Origin of the sequence: [Acidovorax] ebreus TPSY (genome assembly GCF_000022305.1) — a bacterium.
Lineage (GTDB): Bacteria > Pseudomonadota > Gammaproteobacteria > Burkholderiales > Burkholderiaceae_C > Diaphorobacter > Diaphorobacter nitroreducens.
Map to the genome: position 1 here is coordinate 3,252,285 of NC_011992.1, position 15,216 is coordinate 3,267,500.

General features: G+C 64.2%; 12 protein-coding genes and 2 rRNA genes (1 of these 14 cut by a window edge). 2 read left to right on the plus strand and 12 right to left on the minus strand.

The features are described 5' to 3' along the window. Window positions 1–33 precede the first annotated feature (33 nt). Together DTPSY_RS15245 and DTPSY_RS15250 are read right to left on the minus strand one after the other, a co-directional pair. Window positions 34–714, minus strand: a complete 681-nt coding sequence (locus DTPSY_RS15245) for an HAD family hydrolase (RefSeq protein ID WP_015914321.1) — start codon at window positions 712–714, stop codon at window positions 34–36. Further along, complete coding sequence (locus DTPSY_RS15250; protein WP_015914322.1) at window positions 704–2,755, minus strand: diguanylate cyclase domain-containing protein; 2,052 nt, start codon at window positions 2,753–2,755, stop codon at window positions 704–706. The genes DTPSY_RS15245 and DTPSY_RS15250 overlap by 11 nt, the downstream gene beginning before the upstream one ends. 124 nt (window positions 2,756–2,879) lie before the next feature. Here DTPSY_RS15250 and DTPSY_RS15255 point away from each other — a divergent pair, with 124 nt between their 5' ends. Continuing rightward, window positions 2,880–4,391: an ABC transporter substrate-binding protein gene (locus DTPSY_RS15255; RefSeq protein ID WP_015914323.1), complete on the plus strand. Its 1,512-nt coding sequence runs from the start codon at window positions 2,880–2,882 to the stop codon at window positions 4,389–4,391. 85 nt (window positions 4,392–4,476) lie between these two features. Here DTPSY_RS15255 and DTPSY_RS15260 read toward each other — a convergent pair whose 3' ends face one another. Beyond that, entirely contained in the window at window positions 4,477–4,875 is a 399-nt protein-coding gene (locus DTPSY_RS15260) for a YchJ family protein (RefSeq protein ID WP_015914324.1), read from the minus strand. A 55-nt stretch (window positions 4,876–4,930) separates the two neighbouring features. Between DTPSY_RS15260 and DTPSY_RS15265 the strand changes: the two genes are divergently transcribed. Next, a complete protein-coding gene (locus DTPSY_RS15265) occupies window positions 4,931–5,398 on the plus strand; it encodes a DUF421 domain-containing protein (RefSeq protein ID WP_015914325.1) in 468 nt (155 codons plus the stop codon). 70 nt (window positions 5,399–5,468) lie between these two features. Here DTPSY_RS15265 and DTPSY_RS15270 read toward each other — a convergent pair whose 3' ends face one another. The 9 genes from DTPSY_RS15270 to DTPSY_RS15310 all read right to left on the minus strand — a co-directional run. Next, complete coding sequence (locus DTPSY_RS15270; protein WP_015914326.1) at window positions 5,469–6,599, minus strand: acyl-CoA dehydrogenase family protein; 1,131 nt, start codon at window positions 6,597–6,599, stop codon at window positions 5,469–5,471. Window positions 6,600–6,648: 49 nt separating this feature from the next. After that, the gene (locus DTPSY_RS15275) at window positions 6,649–7,317 is read right to left on the minus strand and encodes an SDR family oxidoreductase (protein ID WP_015914327.1); all 669 of its coding nucleotides are present in this window, start codon (window positions 7,315–7,317) and stop codon (window positions 6,649–6,651) included. Between the two features lie 102 nt (window positions 7,318–7,419). After that, window positions 7,420–8,610, minus strand: a complete 1,191-nt coding sequence (locus DTPSY_RS15280) for an acetyl-CoA C-acyltransferase (protein WP_015914328.1) — start codon at window positions 8,608–8,610, stop codon at window positions 7,420–7,422. Next, on the minus strand, window positions 8,607–10,436 hold the full coding sequence (aceK, locus tag DTPSY_RS15285; protein ID WP_015914329.1) for a bifunctional isocitrate dehydrogenase kinase/phosphatase: 1,830 nt from the start codon (window positions 10,434–10,436) through the stop codon (window positions 8,607–8,609). Before aceK ends, DTPSY_RS15280 begins: the two co-directional genes overlap by 4 nt. 37 nt (window positions 10,437–10,473) lie before the next feature. Continuing rightward, on the minus strand, window positions 10,474–11,136 hold the full coding sequence (can, locus tag DTPSY_RS15290; RefSeq protein ID WP_015914330.1) for a carbonate dehydratase: 663 nt from the start codon (window positions 11,134–11,136) through the stop codon (window positions 10,474–10,476). Window positions 11,137–11,191: 55 nt separating this feature from the next. Then, window positions 11,192–12,382 (minus strand): isovaleryl-CoA dehydrogenase, encoded by a 1,191-nt coding sequence (locus DTPSY_RS15295; protein ID WP_015914331.1) that lies wholly within the window; start codon window positions 12,380–12,382, stop codon window positions 11,192–11,194. Between the two features lie 129 nt (window positions 12,383–12,511). Beyond that, window positions 12,512–12,922 (minus strand): MerR family transcriptional regulator, encoded by a 411-nt coding sequence (locus DTPSY_RS15300; RefSeq protein WP_011806870.1) that lies wholly within the window; start codon window positions 12,920–12,922, stop codon window positions 12,512–12,514. 216 nt (window positions 12,923–13,138) lie between these two features. Next, a 5S ribosomal RNA gene (gene rrf, locus DTPSY_RS15305) occupies window positions 13,139–13,251 on the minus strand. A 120-nt stretch (window positions 13,252–13,371) separates the two neighbouring features. Beyond that, a 23S ribosomal RNA gene (locus tag DTPSY_RS15310) occupies window positions 13,372–15,216 on the minus strand (it continues 1,031 nt past the right edge of the window).

The window sequence follows — 15,216 nt, forward strand, 5'->3', positions numbered from 1 at the left end:
GCTTACCCAGCAAGCGCTAGAGCTCAATTTGGCTTAAACCGCAACGCGCATGGCCTGCAGCAGCGCGGGCAGTTCTGCCATATCGGCCATGACCTGCACGGCGCCCGCGGCGCGCAGCGCCTCGGCAGAGCCATGGCCCACGGGCGACGGGCTGTAGCCCAGCACCGTGGCGCCCGCGGCCACGCCGGCCGTGACGCCCGTCACCGTGTCTTCCACCACCAGGCAGCGCAGGGGCGGCACGCCCACGGCTGCCGCCGCTGCCAGGTACACGTCGGGTGCAGGCTTGGTGGCGGGCATCTCGTGGCCGCTGAAAACGCGTCCCGCGAACAGCGGCGCCAGGCCCACCTGCGCCAGTTGCATCTCCACCTTCTGCCGGTCGGCGCCGGAGGCACAGGCGATGCGCCCCTGCAGCAGCCCGTGCACGGCGCGCACGGCTTGGGGCGCGTTGGGGATGGCCACCAGCTCGGCCTGCAGGCGTGCGTTGCGGCGCGCGTAGAACTCGGCCATCCACGCGTCGGTGAGCGGGCGGCCGGTCTCCGCCTCGATGCGCGCAGCCTCGCTGCGCACGGTCTTGCCGATGAACAGGCGCATGCACTCCTCGGGCGCCAGCAGCCAGCCGGCTTCATTGAGCATCTCGCACAGCACGCCGTTGGTAATGGGCTCGCTGTCCACCAGCACGCCGTCGCAATCGAACAATATCGCTTCAAATGTCATAGGTCAGCATGATCGCAGGCGCGGGCTGCCCGGCCTCGTACAGGGTAGCCGCGCACTGCGCGTCGTAGCTCACCACGCGGTCGCGGCCCAGCTGTTTGGCGCGGTACAGCGCGGCGTCTGCCTGCTGGAACAGGGGCTGGGCCGCGTCCACGCCGGCGCGCGTTTCGGTGCCTGCGGACACGACGTCGGCCGGACGCAGGTGGGCCAGGCCCATGCTTGCGGTGACGGTGAATCCGCCCGGGTTGGCGCGGTGCTCCAGCGACAGGGCGCGTAGCACCTCCTGCAGGCGGTGCGCCACGGCCAGGGCAGCATCGGCGTCCGCGCCCGGCAGCAGCACGGCGAATTCCTCGCCTCCATAGCGCGCCAGCAGGTCACCCGGCCGCCCCAAGGCCGACGCCAGCGCCGACGCTACGCGCTGCAGGCAGCGGTCGCCCGCCACGTGGCCGTAATAGTCGTTGTAGGCCTTGAAATGGTCCACGTCGATCATCAGCAGCGCCAGCGACGAACCCTCGCGCAGCGCCTGGCTCCAGGCGCGCGCCACGGCCTCGTCCAGCGCCAGGCGGTTGGCCACCTGGGTGAGCGGGTCCATGCGCACCTGCGACTCCAGCGCGTTGCGGTAACGCGCGAGTTCGTCCTCGGTGTGCTTGCGGTCGGTGATGTCCTGCACGGTGCCGGTCATGAGCAGCGGCTCGCCGTCGCCGGCGGAGTCGCCGTACTCGCCCCACACCTCGATCCAGCGCACCTGGCCGTCGCCGTTGCGTTGGATGCGGTACTGGGTGCGCAGCGGAATGCGCTCGCTCATGGCACGGCCGTGGATCTCCAGGGTCTGCGCGCGCTCGTCGGGGTGCAGCATCCCCACCCACTGGCGCAGCGTCATGCGCCCGTCGGATGGCAGGCCGAAGATAGCGCTGGCCATGCGCGACATGATGAATGCCTCGCTCTGCCCCTCATAGACGAAGTAGCCCACCGAGGCGGCTTTCTGCGCGTTGTCCAGCCAGCGCAGGTTGCGCTCCAGCTCCGCCTTCAACGCCCGTTCGCGCCGCCAGGCCCGCCCCTGCCACAGCACCACGACGCAGCCCAGCGACAGCAGCCCCAGGCTGACGAACAGGCTCAGGGCCAGCCATTCGCGCCGCTGGGCAGCGGTGAAGGCGTCGGCCACGTCCACCTTGGACACCAGCAGCCAGGGCGAGTCCGGCACCGCGCTGGCCACCGCCAGCACCGGCTGGTTGCGATAGTCGCTGCCGTAGAAGGCGCCCCGCACGCCCGCGACGGCCAGCACCATGGGATCACGGCTGCCCGGCTCCGCCGGAAGGCGCAGCGCCAGTGGTTCATCGCTGCGATGGCGCAGGGGGCTGAGGAACAAGGCCGTGTCGTCCTGCCGCTCCACCAGCACCGATTCGGCGGTGCGGCTGCTGGTGGGCCAGGTCTCCAGCAATGGGTAGAGCGTGGTGCGCGCATCCATCACCAGCCAGATGGCCCCCAGCGACGCGGTTCCGTCGTACAGCGGCGCCAGCAATCCGAAGAACGGAAAGGCGAAGGCCGGGTCGCGGCGCAGCTCGACAACGCCGGGCTCGGCCCGCGCCAGCGCGCCCTCCAGCGCGCGCATCTCGGGTGGCTGCAGCGTGCCCGTGGCCGGCCCGCCGGCATCCAGGATCAGCCGGCCCTGCGGATCGACGAAATAGGCAGCGGTATAGCGCACATGCTCGACCAGGATGCGCAACCGCTCACGCACCGCCTGTTCGGCGTCAGGCGCCGCCGTTGCGCGCCAGCGGGCCACGGCCTGTGCCAGAAGGCGGTCGTCGGTGAGTGCCGCCGCCTCCTGCAAGCGCCGGCGCCGCCAGTCCGTCACCCCCCGCACCTGCATGTGGTTCACGGCCTGCAGGCCGCCTTCGATCTGATGGCGGTAGCGTTGCTCACGCGCCTGGTAGATGGCATGCACCCCCCAGCCAATCGCCGCAAACAGCAGGGCGACAAGCAACCCGAGCGCCCACCACGCGCGGGCAGGCGCCGGTAGGCGGAGCGAGGCCACAGGCGAAGTCATGGGTGAAAACGGCGCGGGTTGAACCCGCAGGGGACGATAGGAATAGCCAATGTGCCCCTACTATGTCACAGTCTGTAGCATTTGAGCACCGGGGCCACAGGCCCCATCCCTGATGGTGTAGCCCATGCCTGCGCAGCCTCCCGCTTCCCTCACCCGCCGTGCCTGCCTGGCCCAGGCCCTCGCGCTGTGCGCCGCGCCGGCCGCCGCACAGGTCTCACCGCGTGCCGCGGAACGCTCCGTGGTGATCAACCTCTCCCTGGAGCCCGACAGCCTGGACCCCACCATGGCCGCTGCCGCCGCCGTGGGCGAGGTGACGCACTACAACGTGCTGGAGGGGCTGACGCAGATCACGGAAAACGGCGCGGTACAGCCACTGCTGGCCGAGTCCTGGAACACCGACCCGAACGGCCTCGCCTGCACCTTCCGGCTGCGCCAGGGGGTGCGCTTTCACGACGGCAGCGCGCTCAACGCGGCGGCCGTGCGTTTCAGCTTCGAGCGTGCCGTCGCGCCCGGCTCCACCAACAAGTCCCGCAAGGCGCTCTTCGACAACATCGCCACGGTGGTCACGCCCGATGCGCACACCGTCACGCTCACGCTGCACCACCCCGATCCGCACCTGCTCTTCCGCCTGGGCGAGGGGCCGGCCGTGATCCTGCACCCGGACACGGCCGCACAGGCGGCCAGCGCCCCGGTGGGCACGGGCCCCTACCGCGTACAGCGCTGGGAGCGCGGCCAACGCATCACGCTGGTCAAGGCCGAGTCCCACCGCCATGCAGCCCAGGTACGCATGGAGCGTGCCGTGTACCGCTTTCTGCACGACCTGGAGGCGCAGGACAACGCCCTGCGCGCGGGCGAGATCGACGTGCTGTTCAACTTCGCCACGCAGACGGTGCGGCGCTTTCAGGACAACAGCCATTACCAGGTGTTGATCGGGGCCTCCGGCGGCAAGGGGATGCTGGCGTTGAACCACCGCAGCAAACCCCTGGACGACGTGCGCGTGCGCCGCGCCATCACCCACGCCATCGACCGCGAGGGCTTTATCCGCACCGCGCTGGATGGGCGCGGCGTGGTGATCGGCAGCCACTTCAGTCCCACGGACGCGGGTTACGTGCACCTGGCCAGCCTACACCCCTACGACCCCGCCCGCGCACGCGCCCTGCTGAAACAGGCCGGGGTGCAGACGCCGCTGCGGCTGGAACTGGCCCTGCCGCCCGCACCGTACGCACACGTGGGCGGGCCATTGATCGCCCGCGACCTGGCCCAGGTGGGCATCGAGGCCAACATCCAGCAGCTGAGCTGGCAGCAGTGGCTGCAGGGGCCGTTCAAGGGCCAGTTCGACATGACCCTCATCAATCATGTGGAGCCGCTGGACTACCGCATCTACACCGACCCGGGCTACTACTTCGGCTACGACAGCCCGGCCTTTCGCGCCCTGGCGGAGCGCCACGCCAGCGCCACCAACGCGCGCGAGCGCCAGATGCTGTTCTCCCAGATGCAGCGGCACTTGGCGCAGGATGCCGTCAACGCCTGGATCTTTGCACCGCAGATCGGCACCGTGGTGCGCAAGGGGCTGCGCGGCACGTGGATGAACTACCCCATCTTTGCGCACAACATCGCCGGCATGTGGTGGGAATGACAGCTGAATTACTACAAATTTAATAGCTTCTCGCGCTCACCAGCAAAGGCCTTTGGCGCGATAACACCAGGACCGCAGCCTGGTGTCACTTCAGGTCGCCGTCCACGTAATACCAGCGCCCCTGCTCGCGCACGAAGCGGCTGCGCTCATGCAGGCGAACGCCACGTCCGCCCACGCGGTAGCGAGCGACGAACTCGACCTCGGCGCTGTGCTCGCCGGTCTGCGCCCCGGCGCGCACCTCCAGGCCCAGCCACTTGGCACCGGGTTCGAAGTCGAGTTGCGCCGGGCGGGTGCTGGCGTGCCAAGTGGCCAGCAAATAGGCGGCGTTCTCGCGCACGAAGGCGCTGTAGCGCGAGCGCATGAGCGCCTCGGCGCTGGGCGCGGGCTCGGCGTCGAAATGCTCCACGTAGCGGCCGCAGCAGTCGGCATAGGCCAGCGGCCGGCGCCGGTGGGTGGCGCCGCAGGGGCAGATCGGCAAGGTCATGCGGCGATTATTGAACGTAGACTGCCCCCCTCACGTTGCAGATGGGGAGCCTTGCATGTGGTCTATGGGTGTTCCGTGGTGGGAATTCGTGCTGCGCGGCGTGGTGGTGTATGTCTTTTTGCTGGTGTTTCTGCGCCTGACGGGCAAGCGCCAGACGGGGCAGTACGCACCGTTCGATCTGGTGCTGCTCCTGATCCTCTCGAACGCGGTGCAGAACTCGATGAACGCGGGCGACAACTCGCTCATCGGCGGGCTGATCTCGGCCTCCACATTGATCCTGTGCCATGTGGCGCTGGCGCAGCTCACGTTCCGCATGCGGTGGCTGGAACGCCTGATCGACGGCCACGCGCAGGTGGTCGTGCAGGACGGACAGGTGGACGAGGCGCTGTTGCGGCGCGAGCTGATCTCTCCCAGCGACCTGGCTGCCGCGCTGCGCATGGGCGGCTGCCTGCACACCCACGAGGTGGAGCGCGCCACGCTGGAGACCAACGGCACCATCACCGTGGTGCTCAAGAAGCGCTGACGCTTTTACATCAAAATGGCCTGTCGCGCCCGTCTGGCGGGCGCGAGCAGCTATTCAATCAATAGCACCATCACGCCAGCGCACGCTGGATGATGATCTTCTGCACGTCGCTCGTGCCTTCGTAGATCTGGCACACGCGCACGTCGCGGTAGATGCGCTCCACCGGGAAGTCGTTCACCACACCATAGCCGCCCAGTGTCTGGATGGCGGCACTGCACACGCGCTCGGCCATCTCGCTGGCGAAGAGCTTGGCCATGGCAGCTTCCTTCAGGCAGGGGCGCCCCGCATCGCGCAGCGCGGCGGCGTGCCAGATGAGCTGGCGCGCGGCCTCGATCTGCGTGGCGCAGTCGGCCAGGCGAAATCCCACGGCCTGGTGGTTGAAGATGGGCTGGCCGAAGCTTTCGCGCTCTTTCGAGTACGCCAGCGCCGCATCAAACGCGCTGCGTGCCATGCCCACGCTTTGCGCGGCGATACCGATGCGGCCACCTTCGAGCGCGCCCAGCGCGATCTTGTAGCCCTCGCCCTCCGCGCCAATGAGGTTCTCGGCCGGGATGCGGCAGTGGTCGAAGTTGATCTGCGCCGTGTCGCTGCTGTGCTGGCCCAGCTTGTCCTCCAGGCGCGCGACCACGTAGCCGGGCGTATTCGTGGGCACCAGGAACGCGCTCATGCCTTTCTTGCCCGCGCCCTTGTCGGTCACGGCAATCACGATGGCCACATGTCCATTTTTGCCGCTGGTGATGAACTGTTTGACGCCGTTGATGACGTACTCGTTGCCTTCTTTGACGGCCGTCGTGCGCAGGGCCGAAGCGTCGGAGCCCACATGCGGCTCGGTCAGGCAGAACGCGCCCAGCATCTCGCCGCGCGCCAGGGGCGTGAGCCAGTCGCGCTGCTGCTGCGCGTTGCCGTAGCGCATGAGGATGGCGTTGACCGGGCAGTTGGTCACGCTGATCGCGGTGCTCGTGCCACCGTCGCCCGCGGCGATTTCCTCCAGCACCAGGGCCAGCGTCAGGTAGTCCAGGCCCGCACCGCCCAGATCCTCGGGCACGCAGATGCCGTAAGCGCCCAGTGCGGCCAGGCCCTGGTGCGCCTCGCGTGGAAAGTGGTGTTCCTTGTCCCAGCGCGCGGCATTCGGCCACAGCTCCTGCTGGGCGAAGTCGCGCACGGCGTCGCGGATCATTTCCTGGTCTTGGGTCAGCAGCATCGTGTCTCCGTAGGGTTCAGTGGTTCTTGAAGTGGCGCGTTGCGCGGGCTTACCAGTGCGTGGCGCGCCGGCCGTCGTGGTGCAGCAGGCGTGCGCGGTCCGCGGGTGTGACCTGCGCCAGCACCGCGCGCATGCCCCGCACGCTGTCGGCCACGGTGAGCGGAGCGGCCTCGCCGCCCATATCGGTCTGCACCCAGCCGGGGTCGATGGTGACGAGCGTCGCGGCCGGGTAATCGTGCTGCGCCGCTGCCACGGCCATGTTCAGCGCTGCCTTGCTGGTGCGGTACAGCCAAGCGTTGCTGTCCGGCACGCCGCCGATCAGCGACATGGACGAGGACACGAAGGCAAACACGCCGCCCGCGGCCTCCACCAGCGGCGCCACCTGCGGAATGACCTGCATGGCGCCCAGCACGTTGGTGTGCATGACGGCGTCGAAGTCCTCGCGCGTGGGCGGGGTGCGCGCACCGGGGCGGCGCATCACGCCTGCGACATACAACGCCAGGTCGGGCTTTTCGCCGTCCAGCATCCAGGCCAGTCCGCTTACGCTGGCGGGCTGGGCCACGTCCACGGTGAGGGCCTGCGCGCCCAGCGCCTGCACGCGCGCGCGGCCGGCTTCGTCACGCACCGTAGCCAGCACGCGCCAGCCGTCGGCCGCGTACTGGCGCACCAGCTCCAGACCGATGCCGCGCGACGCTCCAATCACTAGGACTGTGGACATAAGTGATAAGCCAAATAGGCCTCCAGCGCTTATTCAGCAAGCGCTAGCAGCTATTAAAAAAAGAGCGCCACTGCGTGTGCAGGGGCGCCCATGGCTGGCGGGTCAGACCAGTTCGATGGCCATGGCCGTGCCTTCACCGCCGCCGATGCACAGCGTGGCCAGGCCCTTCTTCTTGCCATGGCGCTGCAGCGCATGGATCAATGTGACGATGATGCGCGCGCCGCTGGCGCCGATGGGGTGGCCCAGAGCGCAAGCGCCGCCATGCACGTTGACCTTGTCGTGCGGCACGTTCAGCTCGGCCATCAGCGCCATGGGCACGACGGCGAAGGCCTCGTTCACCTCCCACAGGTCCACGTCCTGCACCGTCCAGCCGGCCTTCTTCAGGGCCTTCTGGGTTGCACCCACGGGGGCGGTGGTGAACCACTCGGGCGCTTGCGAATGCGTAGCGTGCGCCACGATCTTGGCCAGGGGCTTGCAGCCCAGTTGCTGGGCGGTGGACTGGCGCATCAGCACCAGGGCGGCGGCGCCGTCGTTGATGCTGGAGCTGGAGGCGGCGGTGATGGTGCCGTCCTTCTTGAACGCGGGCTTGAGGCCGGCGATCTTGTCCAGCTTGGCCTTGGCCGGGCCTTCGTCGATGCTCACCGTCACATCGCCCTTGCGGGTCTTGACCGTGACGGGTGTGATCTCGGTGGCGAAGGCGCCGCTTTGCGTCGCCTGCTGCGCGCGCTTGACGCTTTCGATGGCAAAGGCGTCCTGCTGCTCGCGCGTGAAGCTGTACTTGGCGGCGCAGTCCTCACCGAAGGTGCCCATGGAGCGGCCGGCCTCGTAGGCGTCTTCCAGGCCGTCGAGCATCATGTGGTCGTACACCTTGTCATGGCCCATGCGGTAGCCGCCGCGCCCCTTCTTGAGCAGGTAGGGGGCGTTGGTCATGCTCTCCATGCCGCCGGAGACCATCACGTCGCGGCTGCCGGCGATCAGCTGGTCATGGGCCAAGATGGTGGCCTCCATGCCCGCGCCGCACATCTTGGACAGCGTCACCGCGCCGGTGCTCTGCGGCAACCCACCCTTGAAGCCCGCCTGGCGCGCAGGCGCCTGGCCCTGGCCGGCCATCAGGCAGTTGCCGAACAGTACCTCGTCCACCTTCTCGGGGGCAAGGCCGGCACGCTCGACGGCGGCCTTGATAGCAGCGCCGCCCAGGTCATGCGCCGCGAGGTCGGCAAAGTCGCTCATGAAGGCGCCCATGGGCGTGCGCGCGGCGCTGACGATGACGACGGGGTCGTTGTGTTGGCTCATGTGGAATCTCCTTGGGTTTGAAATGAAGAAGGGTTTGCGCAGCGAAAGCGCCGCGCACTGTCATAGGGAAACACGTCGTACACGTGGCCGGCCTGGATGCGTTCCTTGTGCGACTGCCAGAACTCCACGTCCAGCAGGTCGGCGTGATGGCGCATGAACGCCTCGCGCACGGCGTCGTTACCCAGCAGGAACGGGCCGAAGGTCTCGGGGAACACATCGTGCGGCCCCACGGGCCACCAGACCTCGCCAGACACTTCGTCCTCCTCGCAACGCGGCGGCGGCACGCGGCGGAAGTTGCAGTCGGTGAGGTACTCAATCTCGTCGTAGTCGTAGAACACGACCTTGCCATTGCGGGTGATGCCGAAGTTCTTCCAGAGCATGTCACCGGGGAAGATGTTGGCCGCGACCATGTCCTTGATGGCGTTGCCGTATTCGGTGACGGCATGCTCCAGCGCGCTGCGTGCCTCGGGCTTGTCGAGCCCGGTATCGAAACATTCCTGCAGGTGGATGTTCAGCGGGATCATGCGCCGCTCGATGTACAGGTGCGCAATGATGACCTCCTGGCGGCCATCGCCGTCGCGGTCGCTGATCTCCATCTGGCTCGGCGCATGCCTGCGGATCTCCTCGATGAGTTCGTCGGAAAAACGCTCGCGCGGGAAGGCAACCAGGCTGTACTCCAGCGTGTCGGCCATCCGTCCCACGCGGTCGTGCTGCTTGACCAGCAGGTACTTGCCCTGCACCTGTTCACGCGTGGTGTCCTTCGGTGCGGGGAACTGGTCCTTGATGAGCTTGAAGACGTAGGGAAAGCTCGGCAGGTCGAACACCAGCATCACCATGCCCTTGATGCCGGGGGCGATGCGGAATTTGTCGGTGGAATAACGCAGGTGGTGCAGAAAATCGCGGTAGAACAGCGTTTTGCCCTGCTTGGCCAAGCCCAGCGCGGTGTAGAGCTCGGCACGGGGCTTGCGCGGCATGAGGCTGCGCAAGAACTGCACGTAGGCACTGGGGATCTCCATGTCCACCATGAAGTAGGCCCGCGCAAAGGAGAACAGCATCTGCAGGTCGTTCTCGCCGAACAGCACGGCGTCGATCAGCAGGCGACCATCCTCACCATGCAGGATGGGCAACGCAAACGGCAGTTCGTTATAGCCGTTGATGACCTTGCCGACCAGGTACGCACCCTTGTTGCGAAAGAACAGGCTGGACAGCACCTGGACCTGAAAGTTGGTGCGCAGCTTGACCGCGCCCAGGCGCTGCTGCAGGGCATGCACCACGTGGCCCGCATCGCGCGGCAGGTCCTCGAAGTCCCGCTGCAGCGCGCAGTGCTCGACGATGCGCACCACTGTTTCGTGCAGGTTGTCGCGCGACGGGTAGTAGGCGCGATAGGTGGGCCGCGCCCCGGGGTCGTCGCTTTCGATGTACTCCGTGCTCACCGCGGGACGCACGAAGATGAAGTCGTTATGGAAGTGCGTGCGGTGCAGGATCTTGGTGGTGACCGAATTGAAGAAGGTCTCGGCCAGCTCGGGCTGCAGGTGGTTCACCATGAGCCCGATGTAGTGCAGCTTGATCTGGTGCCACACCTCCATGGACTGGTCGCCCGCGTGGAACTCCTTGTCGAGGCGGCGCACGCACTCCTTGACGCGCAGATCGTAGAACTCGATGCGCTCGCGCTGGGCGCGTTGCTGGCCATGCCAGTCGGCGGTCTCGAAGCGGTGCTTGGCGCGCGCAGACTCGGCGCGAAACAGGCGGTAGTGGCGGTTGAAGCCATCCATCATCGCCTTGGCGATGTCGTAGGCCTGCGGGGCATCAAGTCGCTCGGGAAACATGACCGTGCCTGCAGAACCGCGCGCAGTGCGGTGCGCCCTATTGGCGCACGCGGCTGGCCACCAGAGCCACCGCCTGGCGGTGCGCCTCGCCGAGCCCCGCCACGTCAGGTACGGACATCTGCAGATTGGTGATCAAGCCGTTGTTCAGGCTGTAGCACCATCCGTGCAACTGCACCTTCTGGCCACGCGCCCAGGCATCCTGCATCACCGTGGAGTGGGCGATGTTCATCACCTGCTCGATCGCGTTGAGTTCGCACAGCGCGTCGTGGCGCCATTGCACGTCCATGCCTTCAAGCAGGGCGGCGTGCTTGTCGCGCACGTCCTTCACATGGCGGATCCAGTTATCCGCCAAACCAATGCGTGCGTCCTGCAGCGCCGCCAATACACCACCGCAGCCGTAGTGCCCCACGACCATCAGGTGCTCGACCTTGAGCTGGTCGACCGCGTACTGGATGGTCGACAGGCAGTTGAGGTCGGTGGGCACGACCACGTTGGCGATGTTACGGTGGACGAACACCTCGCCCGGCTCCAGCCCCGTGATCTGGTTGGCCGGTACGCGGCTGTCGGAGCAACCGATCCACATGTAGCGCGGTTTTTGCTGCGCCAACAAGCCGGTGAAGAAACCCGGCCGGTCACGCTCCATCCGTTCCGCCCACTCGCGGTTGTGGGCAAACAGCTCGTCGATGGAGGCGGTGGTCATAAAGGCAATCCTTTTCTTCTTGCTGTGAATGAATGAGCGGCGTCGGTGCGGGCCATCAGCAGGTTTCGGCAAACAGCTCCCGGCCGATCAGCATGCGGCGGATCTCGCTGGTACCGGCGCCGATTTCGTAGAGTTTCGCATCCCGCCACAGGCGACCTAGCGGGTATTCGTTGATATAGCCGTTGCCACCGTAGATCTGCACACCTTCGCCGGCCATCCAAGTGGCTTTCTCGGCGCACCAGAGGATGACGCTGGCGCAATCCTTGCGCACCTGGCGCACGTGGTCGGAACCCAGCATGTCCAGGTTCTTGGCCACCGTGTAGGCGAACGAGCGGCCCGCCTGGAGCACGGTGTACATGTCGGCCACCTTGCCCTGGATGAGCTGGAACTCGCCAATGCTCTGGCCGAACTGCTTGCGGTCGTGGATGTAGGGCACCACGTTGTCCATCACGCTCTGCATGATGCCCAGCGGCCCACCCGTCAGTACGGCGCGCTCGTAGTCCAGGCCGCTCATCAGCACCTTGGCACCGTTGTTCACGCCGCCCAGCACGTTCTCAGCCGGTACCTCGACGTTCTGGAACACCAGTTCCCCCGTATGACTGCCGCGCATGCCGAGTTTGTCGAGCTTCTGCGCAATGCTGAAGCCTTGCATGCCTTTTTCGATAAGGAAGGCGGTCACGCCGCGCGCACCCAGTTCAGGCTCGGTCTTGGCGTACACCACCAGCGTGTCGGCATCCGGACCATTGGTGATCCACATCTTGCAACCGTTGAGCAGGTAGTAGCCGCCCTTGTCCTCCGCACGCAGCTTCATGCTGATCACGTCGGAGCCGGCACCGGGCTCGCTCATGGCGAGGGCGCCAACGTGCTCCCCGCTGATCAGCTTGGGCAGGTATTTCTTACGCTGTGCTTCGTTGCCATTGCGGTTGATCTGGTTCACGCACAGGTTGCTGTGCGCGCCGTAGCTCAAACCCACCGATGCGCTGGCGCGAGAAATCTCCTCCATGGCCACCATGTGCGCGAGGTAGCCCATGTCGGCACCACCGTATTGCTCCGGCACGGTAATACCCAACACGCCCAGATCACCGAACTTGCGCCACAGGTCCATGGGAAACTGGTCGTTGCGATCGATCTCGGCAGCGCGAGGCGCAATCTCGGCTTGCGCGAATTCGCGCACCGCGTCGCGCAGGGCGTCAATGTCTTCGCCCAACTGAAAGTTCAGGCCTGGCAACTGGGTGGCGGTGCTCATGGGTGTCTCCTCGGAAGATGATCTCTCACGGGTCGTTGGCTCGATATGTCCCCACTGCGATACGCCCAAGACGACGACGCTACAGGCCGGACAAAGCCAGGACGCGCAAATATGACGTTTACGTAAACGTCAATTATCCACGACTTTAGGCGTTGGGGCTTCAATTTTTTGAAGCAGTTCCTGAGCCTCGCGCTCATGCTCCCGCACCTCGTCCAGATTGGCTTGCAGGTCCGTCATCTGGGACTCCAACTGCCTGCGATGAACCGCGAGAACCTCTAGGAACTTGCGCAGTTGCACCCCCGTGTCACGAGGGCTGTCGTAGAGGTCGATGATTTCTTTGGCTTCGGTGAGCGATAGACCCAGGCGCTTTGCCCGCAGTGTCAATTTGAGCCGTGTGCGATCGCGTGCGCTGTAAATCCGATTCCGTCCTCCGGGACCTGCCCGTTCCGGACGCAGCAAGCCCATGTCCTCGTAGAACCGCATGGCGCGAGTCGTGAGATCGAATTCTTTGGCAAGGTCACTGATGGTGTAGGTAGCCATGCATTGCAGACCGGGAGGCTGCTCCAATGTAGCGTATTAGTTGACGTGAACGTCAATGCTACAGCAGATACATCCCCGTCAACACACCAAGCGGCTGCAGATCTACAGGGCAACTGGGAGTTGTTGAATGCTGGTCGCCAGCCGATGTTGACCGTGCAAGCCCAAAGCAAAACGCCCTCCCACTGTTTTAGTGGGAGGGCGGTTTGGGCTGTAAGAGCCTGACGATGACCTACTTTCACACGGGAACCCGCACTATCATCGGCGCGAAGTCGTTTCACTGTCCTGTTCGGGATGGGAAGGAGTGGTACCAACTTGCTATGGTCATCAGGCATAAAGGGTTGCTGAGCAGAGATGACTGCACAGCGAATTCATAGAGTCTGTGAATCAGCGTGGATTTGATTGCGTACTTGGCATAACAGTCTTGAGCTGCGATTGGCAGTCAAAGTTATAGGGTCAAGCCGCACGGGCAATTAGTACTGGTTAGCTTAATGCATTGCTGCACTTCCACACCCAGCCTATCAACGTCGTGGTCTACAACGACCCTTCAGGGGGCTCAAGGCCCCGGCAGATCTCATCTTGAAACGAGTTTCCCGCTTAGATGCTTTCAGCGGTTATCTCTTCCACACTTAGCTACTCGGCAATGCCACTGGCGTGACAACCGATACACCAGAGGTGTGTCCACTCCGGTCCTCTCGTACTAGGAGCAGGCTTCCTCAAATCTGCAGCGCCCACGGAAGATAGGGACCAAACTGTCTCACGACGTTTTAAACCCAGCTCACGTACCTCTTTAAATGGCGAACAGCCATACCCTTGGGACCGACTACAGCCCCAGGATGAGATGAGCCGACATCGAGGTGCCAAACACCGCCGTCGATATGAACTCTTGGGCGGTATCAGCCTGTTATCCCCAGAGTACCTTTTATCCGTTGAGCGATGGCCCTTCCATACAGAACCACCGGATCACTATGTCCTGCTTTCGCATCTGCTCGACTTGTCAGTCTCGCAGTTAAGCACGCTTATGCCATTGCACTATCGTCACGATGTCCGACCGTAACTAGCGTACCTTCGAACTCCTCCGTTACGCTTTGGGAGGAGACCGCCCCAGTCAAACTGCCTACCATGCACTGTCCCCGATCCAGCTAATGGACCTAGGTTAGAACCTCAAACGCACCAGGGTGGTATTTCAACGTTGGCTCCATGAGATCTAGCGACCTCACTTCAAAGCCTCCCACCTATCCTACACAGATCCGTTCAAAGTCCAATACAAAGCTACAGTAAAGGTTCATGGGGTCTTTCCGTCTTTCCGCGGGGAGATTGCATCATCACAAACATTTCAACTTCGCTGAGTCTCAGGAGGAGACAGTGTGGCCATCGTTACGCCATTCGTGCAGGTCGGAACTTACCCGACAAGGAATTTCGCTACCTTAGGACCGTTATAGTTACGGCCGCCGTTTACTGGGACTTCAATCAAGAGCTTGCACCCCATCATTTAATCTTCCAGCACCGGGCAGGCGTCACACCCTATACGTCCACTTTCGTGTTTGCAGAGTGCTGTGTTTTTATTAAACAGTCGCAGCCACCGATTTTTTGCAACCGCTTTGGGCTCCCTTTGTACAAGTTCACCTACTTGCGGCATACCTTCTCCCGAAGTTACGGTATCAATTTGCCGAGTTCCTTCTCCTGAGTTCTCTCAAGCGCCTTAGAATACTCATCTCGCGCACCAGTGTCGGTTTGCGGTACGGTCGTCAATAGCTGAAGCTTAGTGGCTTTTCCTGGAAGCAGGGTATCACTCACTTCGTCTGCAAGCAGACTCGTTATCACCCCTCATCTAAGCCCGGCGGATTTGCCTACCAGGCACGACTACAGGCTTGAACCAACATATCCAACAGTTGGCTGAGCTAACCTTCTCCGTCCCCACATCGCACTATTGATCGGTACAGGAATATTGACCTGTTTCCCATCAGCTACGCATCTCTGCCTCGCCTTAGGGGCCGACTCACCCTACGCCGATGAACGTTGCGTAGGAAACCTTGCGCTTACGGCGAGCGGGCTTTTCACCCGCTTTAACGCTACTCATGTCAGCATTCGCACTTCTGATACCTCCAGCATCCGTTACCAGACACCTTCACAGGCTTACAGAACGCTCTCCTACCACGTGCAATAAATTGCACATCCGCAGCTTCGGTAACTGGCTTAGCCCCGTTACATCTTCCGCGCAGGACGACTCGATCAGTGAGCTATTACGCTTTCTTTAAATGATGGCTGCTTCTAAGCCAACATCCTGACTGTTTTAG